Origin of the sequence: Pseudomonas sp. dw_358, from assembly GCF_018449655.1 — a bacterium.
Lineage (GTDB): Bacteria > Pseudomonadota > Gammaproteobacteria > Pseudomonadales > Pseudomonadaceae > Aquipseudomonas.
Genome location: NZ_JAAVUX010000037.1, coordinates 1 through 2,875, shown reverse-complemented (window position 1 = coordinate 2,875; position 2,875 = coordinate 1). Strand labels below are relative to the sequence as shown.

General features: G+C 62.2%; 1 protein-coding gene. It reads left to right on the top strand.

Annotated features, from left to right (window positions below; all coding sequences use genetic code 11):
- A partial coding sequence (locus HB675_RS25585) for a hypothetical protein (protein WP_213881953.1) occupies nt 1-2,875 on the top strand: 2,875 nt, incomplete at both ends.

Genomic DNA, 2,875 nt, shown 5'->3' with positions numbered 1-2,875 from the left:
AGTGTCACCAACAGCACCCTGGGCGGGATCCTCAATGAAGGGCAGGTCAACGGTGCAACCGACCTGAGCGTCACCGGCAGCCAGGTCAACGGCGACATCGTCAACAATGGCGACATGCAGGGGCTCACCAGTATTGCGTTGGACCACTCCACGGTCACCGGCCAACTGATCAACACTGCCCAGGGGTCGGTCAATGCCGCCATCCAGTTGCTGAGCAGCAGCGTGGCCGGTGGTGTGATCAACAATGGCACCATCGACGGTATCTCCGACAACGTTATCAACAACAGCACGATCGGTGGATTTACCAACACCGGCACCATGTCCGGGGGTTTGTACGACCTGGAAATCAACAACAGCACGCTCAACGGCGACCTCAACAACAGTGGCAGCATTTCCAGGGTGGGCATGTTGGGCATCAGTGTCACCGGCAGCCTGATTGCCGGGCAGGTCCTCAACAGCGGCCAGATCGATGGCGTGGCGATCGATTCCACTACGGTGGGCGGCGGAGTGACCAACAGCGGGACCCTCTTCGGCCCGATTGTCTCCGACGGTTCCGGGCATGTGTTCAACGAGTCGGCACTGGGCATCTACAACAGCACGCTCAATGGAGACCTGCTCAACAGCGGTACCCTGAGTTCCGCCCACGGAGGCTATGGTCTGCAAGTCATGGACAGCACCGTGAACGGCAATCTGATCAACAGTGGCTCGGCGGCAGGCTCCGCCGGGCTCTCTGTGCAGCAGTCGCTGGTGACCGGTAACCTGGTCAACTCCGGGCAGCTCAGCGCCGATGGCTTCTATGGGATCTGGCTGGTAGGCAGCACCATTGGTGGCGCGCTGGTCAATAGCGGCACCATTGCTGCCGGCAATACCCTCGAGCTGTCGAACTCGCGGGTCGCCGGTGGGCTGCTCAACAGCGGCACCATCGGTGCCAAGCTGGCGCTCGACAGTTCGACCATCGTCAGCGGCGGCCTGACCAACAGTGGCGTGATCAGCAACGGCATCGAGATCAACAATTCCACTATCACCGGCGGTCTCTCCAACAGCGGGACGGTCTCTGCAGCCGGCACGGGCATCAGTGTCAATGGCGGCTCCATCGCCGGGGGGCTGGCCAACAGCGGCAGCGTGTCCGGCGTCACAGCGATCGGCATTGGCGCGGGCACTATCATTGACGGGGATTTGGCCAACCTCAGTGGCGGGGTGCTGAGCGGTTCCGACACGGGCCTTTCTGTCGATGGCGCCGTCATCCAGGGCAGCCTGATCAACTTCGGCAGCATCACCGGGCTCACCAACGGCGTGACCGTGAGTCAGAGCACGATTGGCGGCAGCCTCGCCAATACCGGTGCCATCAACGCCTCCTCTGGTCTGACGGTGACCAATACCCACATCGCTCAAGACGTTGTCAACACCGGTACGATTCTGGCCGGCGGCAGCGACATCAGCCTGTCGGGCAGCACCGTCGGCGGCGCCGTCGAGAACAGCGGCAACCTGACCGGTAACGGTACCGGGGTGATCAACGTCGCCGACGGTTCAAGCATCGGCAACGGCATCACCAACAGCGGATCCATCACCAACCGAGGCGGCGGCGCAGCCATCGCGGTCAGCGATTCCACCCTCGTGGCCGGTGGTATCAACAACACAGGTTCGGCGCTGGGAGCCGGCGGCGGTCTGCTGATCGGCAACAGCACGGTCAATGGCAATATCGTCAACGCCGGTACCCTCCAGTACACCGACAACTTCAACACCACCGGCAACGATGGTCTGTTGCTGCGAAACAGCATCCTCAACGGCCAGCTGATCAACAGCGGCAATATTGTCGGCAATGTCGGTCTGGACCTCCAGCAATCCACCCTTGTCGGCAGCATCGACAACACCGGTGCCATTGGCGGCTCGACCACCGGCCTGGCCCTCACCAGCAGTGTGATCGACGGCAGCCTGATCAATGAAAGCAGCAGCAGCATCACCGGGCGTACCGGGGTACTGCTGACCAACTCCACCATTACCGGGCAGTTGATCAACGGCGCCAACATTGGCGCCGACAATGGGGCGATTGCGCTGGTGAACAGCGTGGTCAGCGGCGGCCTGATCAACGCGGGCAGCCTCACGACCTACATGGGCCCGGGGTATATCACCGGGAGTACGCTGGGCAGCTTCGTCAACATCGGCACCATCAGCGGCATCGGCGATGCTTACGACATTTCCACCAGCACCATCACCGGTGCCCTGAACAACAGCGGCAGCATGACCGGCCTGCAACTGAGCAACAGCACCGTCGGCGGCACCCTGCAGAACAGCGGTACTATCGCCGCCAACTACAAGGGGGCGTTGTGGCTGGACAGCTCCACGGTCAAAGGCATCATCAACAGCGGGCTGATCCAGAACACGGGTGGTTCCAATGCCGAAGTCAACGGCCCGGCGCTGGGGATCTATGGCTCGACCATCGGCACCGGCGGCATCATCAACAGCGGTTCGTTGATCGGCACCGACTCGGCCGTGTTGATCACCGGCAGCTCCCTTGGCAGCGCCCTCGTCAACCGCGGCGTTATCCAGGGCACCAACAGCGGCGTGCAGGCCAGCGGCGACAGCGGCGGGGTGCTGATCAACAGCGGCACCATCAGCGGTGGCCAATACGCCGTGTTGTCCAACGACAACAGCCTCAGCGAGATCGAGATTGGCGGCAACAATACCGCCGTGTTCAGCGGCGAGGTCCATGCGCCATCGGCTAATGTCGACCTGGTCAGCGGCGCCACCTACACGATGAACAATGGCAACCTGTTCACCGTTTCCAGCTTCGACAACCAAGGCACCCTGCGTCTGGCCTCCGACGCTACGGCCACCATCGCTGGCAACTACGTGCAGAGCAGTGCTGCGACCCTGG